The 2550-nt window shown below is 69.5% G+C and carries 3 protein-coding genes and 1 riboswitch; all 3 genes read right to left on the bottom strand.

Annotation, left to right across the window (positions count from 1 at the left end; genetic code table 11):
• Nucleotides 1-70: 70 nt before the first annotated feature.
• Complete coding sequence (locus tag ABZ281_RS45710; RefSeq protein WP_356664334.1) at nt 71-763, bottom strand: transglycosylase family protein; 693 nt, start codon at nt 761-763, stop codon at nt 71-73.
• A gap of 3 nt (nt 764-766) precedes the next feature.
• A riboswitch (cyclic di-AMP (ydaO/yuaA leader) is annotated at nt 767-934 on the bottom strand.
• A gap of 228 nt (nt 935-1162) precedes the next feature.
• On the bottom strand, nt 1163-2131 hold the full coding sequence (locus ABZ281_RS45705; protein ID WP_356664332.1) for a transglycosylase family protein: 969 nt from the start codon (nt 2129-2131) through the stop codon (nt 1163-1165).
• Between the two features lie 121 nt (nt 2132-2252).
• A partial coding sequence (locus ABZ281_RS45700; RefSeq protein ID WP_356664330.1) for a cytochrome P450 occupies nt 2253-2550 on the bottom strand: 298 nt, incomplete at its 5' end.

Here is a 2550-nt window from a genome sequence, read left to right as displayed (position 1 = left end):
GGTGCGTACGGGGGATGACGCACCGGGGCGGGGAGACGTGGACCCTGGGCGGGTCGGGGTGGGCCGCTGCTTACTTCAGGTGCAGCTGCTGACCCGGGTAGATGAGGTTGGCATCGGTGACGATGTCCTTGTTCAGCTTGAAGAGCTTCTCCCAGCCGCCCTTGACCTTCTTGTCCTCGGCGATCGAGCTGAGGGTGTCACCCTTGACGACCTTGTACTCGCCGTCGCCCTTCTTGACCTTCTTGCCGGTCGGGGTGGTGACGGTCTTCTTGGCCGCGGGGCGCTCGTCGGAGCGGGAGGCCGGCTGCTGGGTCTCGCGGGACTCGGTGCTCTGCTGCTGGCTCTGCGAGGAGCTGCCCGAGTCGCTCGAGGAGCCGCCGCCGGTGTAGGCGGCGCTCGACAGGCCCTTGCCGCAGACCGGCCAGGCACCCTTGCCCTGACCCGCGAGGACCTTCTCGCCGATCTCGATCTGCTGCGCCTTGGTGGCCTGGTCGGCGGTGGCGGCGTACTTGGTGCCGCCGTAGCCGGACCAGGTGGAGGCGGAGAACTGCAGACCGCCGTAGTAGCCGTTGCCGGTGTTGATGGACCAGTTGCCGCCGGCCTCGCACTGGGCGACGGCGTCCCACTCGGAGGCGGTGGCGGCGGAGGCGTTGCCGGCCGCCATCAGCGGGGCGGCGACGGCGGCACCGGCGACACCGGCGACGGCGATGGCGCGGGTGGCCTTGGACGGACGGCGGTGCTTGCCCTTGCCGGAAAACAGCATGGTGGATCCCCTCACCGACGCCTGCGAGGTGAGCTGTCGGGTTCGGGCCGGTTGAGTTGCCCGGCCGCGTCCCTCCCGGGACACGGCTTCACCCCAAGCCCTTCCGAACACAACTGTCCGGTCGGGCACCTACCTTGGGTCCCCCGCTCCTGCCTACGGCGCTTGACGCGACGACTGTTCCCGTACGGCCGCTGGCAGGATTCGGCGTTGCGGCAGCCGGGGCTCGCGGTGACGAGCGGTCACGACCGTAGACACGCGATCCGCGGAATTTCAAAGACGATCAGGGCTTCTGAGATCTATCTCTCACGGACCCCAAACGGGACATTCGCCGCGAATCGTGACGCGAACTCGCGCGGTTTCGGGGCGACTTCGACCCTCGTTTCCGCACTGCCCGAACGGCTACCTCTCGTCCCCTTCGCCCTCCACCGCGAGCTTCTGACCGGGATGAATGAGGTTCGGGTCGGTACCGACGGCCTTCTCGTTGCCGACGTAGAGCGCGCGCCATCCGCCGCTGACGTCAAGGGCGTCGGCGATGGACCAGAGACTGTCGCCGACTCCCACGATGTAGTCGCCCTGGGCGGTGTCGACGGAGCCCTCGTCGCCGCGCGAGGCGTGACGGCCCGTGGACTCGTCCGCGCGGCCGCTGTCGGACGGGAGGGTTTCGTCGGCACTGGGGCCGCGATGGCGGCCGGAGCCGGTGTCGGTCGGCGCCGAGGAGTCGTCACCCTCCTGCGAGTTGCCGGACTCGCCGCCCTCGGGGGTGGCCGACGGAGAGCTGCCGGACCGCTGATCCCGTGCCGTGGAGTCAGTAGATTCAGACGATTTGTCCGACTTGGCCTTTTCATCCTCTGAATCCGACGAGGAGTCGGACGACGGCGACCGGGACGAGGAGGGGCTTGCCGAAGGCGACGATCCGAGCGAGTCGAGTATGCCGGGCGAGTCCGTCGGGCCGGACGAGTCGGATGAACCGGACGCGCCGGAGTCCGAGTCCTTGCCCTGCTCGAGACCGGAGAGCAGTCCACAGGTGCGCCACGCGCCGACCCCCTGGTCGGCGAGGATTCTCTCGGCCACGGCTATCTGCTGGGAGCGGCTGGCCAGGTCCGCGCTCGCGGCGTAGTCGAGGCCGCCGTGGTTCTCCCAGTCCTCCTGGGACAACTGCAGGCCGCCGTAGTAGCCGTTGCCGCTGTTCTGGCTCCACGCGCCGCCGGTCTCGCAGTCCGCGACCCGGTCCCAGGTCGTGCCGTCGGCCGCACTGGCACCGGAGGCCCCGAGGAGCGGAATCGCGATGGCGGAGCCGGTGACTCCGGCCGCCACGAGGAGAGCCGGAGCCTGGCGGGGGCGACGGTGCCGACCGTTCCCGGAGAGCATACGGAGACCTTTCGCAAGACAGCAGTGACCGACGCGGCGTGATTCCCCGCCGCGTTGATGGGTGAACGTATCGGCAGTCGATCACTTGTCACAAGTTCATGCCGCACAGATCACGTGAAGATCACAGGTCTGATGTTTCGTCACGTCCAGTCGGTGCGAACGCCACCGGCAGCGTGCGCAGCCCGCGCATGATGAGGCCGCCGCGCCACCGCAGCTCGGCTGGATCCGCGGCGAGCCGGAGGTCCGGGAGGCGGGTGAGCAGGGTGGCGAGCGCGGTCTGGCCCTCCAGCCGGGCGAGCGGGGCGCCGAGGCAGTAGTGGATGCCGTGGCCGTACCCGAGGTGCTGGTTGTCGCGACGGGAGAGGTCCAGCACGTCCGGATCGGCGAACCGCTCCGGGTCCCGGTCCGCGGCGGCCAGG

The sequence above is a fragment of the Streptomyces sp. NPDC006265 genome (assembly GCF_040613555.1).
Classification (GTDB): domain Bacteria; phylum Actinomycetota; class Actinomycetes; order Streptomycetales; family Streptomycetaceae; genus Streptomyces.
Note: the sequence above shows the minus strand (reverse complement) of the source record. Positions and strands in the feature narration are given on the sequence as shown.